The organism is Kineococcus glutinatus (assembly GCF_039542765.1).
GTDB classification, from domain to species: domain Bacteria; phylum Actinomycetota; class Actinomycetes; order Actinomycetales; family Kineococcaceae; genus Kineococcus_A; species Kineococcus_A glutinatus.
This window is the reverse complement of sequence record NZ_BAABIL010000897.1, coordinates 1-528: the sequence shown is the minus strand read 5'-3', so window position 1 is coordinate 528 and position 528 is coordinate 1. Positions and strand designations below refer to the sequence as shown.

Sequence of the window (528 nt, the reverse complement as noted above, 5' to 3'; positions counted from 1 at the left end):
CGCGGCGGTGCGGCTGTGGATCGACAACGACCGCTGGCGGGGCGTGCCGTTCCTGCTGCGCAGCGGCAAGAAGATGGCCGCCGACGAGCAGCGCATCACCCTGGTGCTGCGCGACCCGGCCGGCGCCCTCGGCGAGGGCCTGCCCGGTGAGCCGGGCGCGCTGAGCTTCTCGGTGCTCGACGGGGGAAGCGTCGAGGCGGTGCTGGCCGTCAAGGCCCCCGGTGTCGGCGACGAGCTGACGCGGGGCACCGCGGTGCTGGCGCTGGACGACCTCGGCGGCGAGCCCGCCCGGCCCTACGCCGCCCTCGTGCACCACGTGCTCGTCGGGGACCGCTCGCTGTTCACCGGCGTGGCCGGGCTGCGGCACGCCTGGCAGGCCATCGAGCGCTTCCAGCGCGAGCGGCCCGAGGTGCTGCCCTACGCCCCGGGCACCTGGGGCCCGGAGGCGGTGGAGCGGCTGGCCGAGCCCCGGCGCTGGTTCCTGCGCTGAGCGGCACCTCCTGACGGATCGGGGCGGGGACGTCCTGC

The 528-nt window shown here is 76.9% G+C and carries 1 pseudogene; it reads left to right on the top strand.

The features are described from left to right. Positions 1–490: pseudogene (locus tag ABEB16_RS22420) on the top strand (glucose-6-phosphate dehydrogenase); the annotation flags it as partial. Between the last annotated feature and the right edge of the window lie 38 nt (positions 491–528).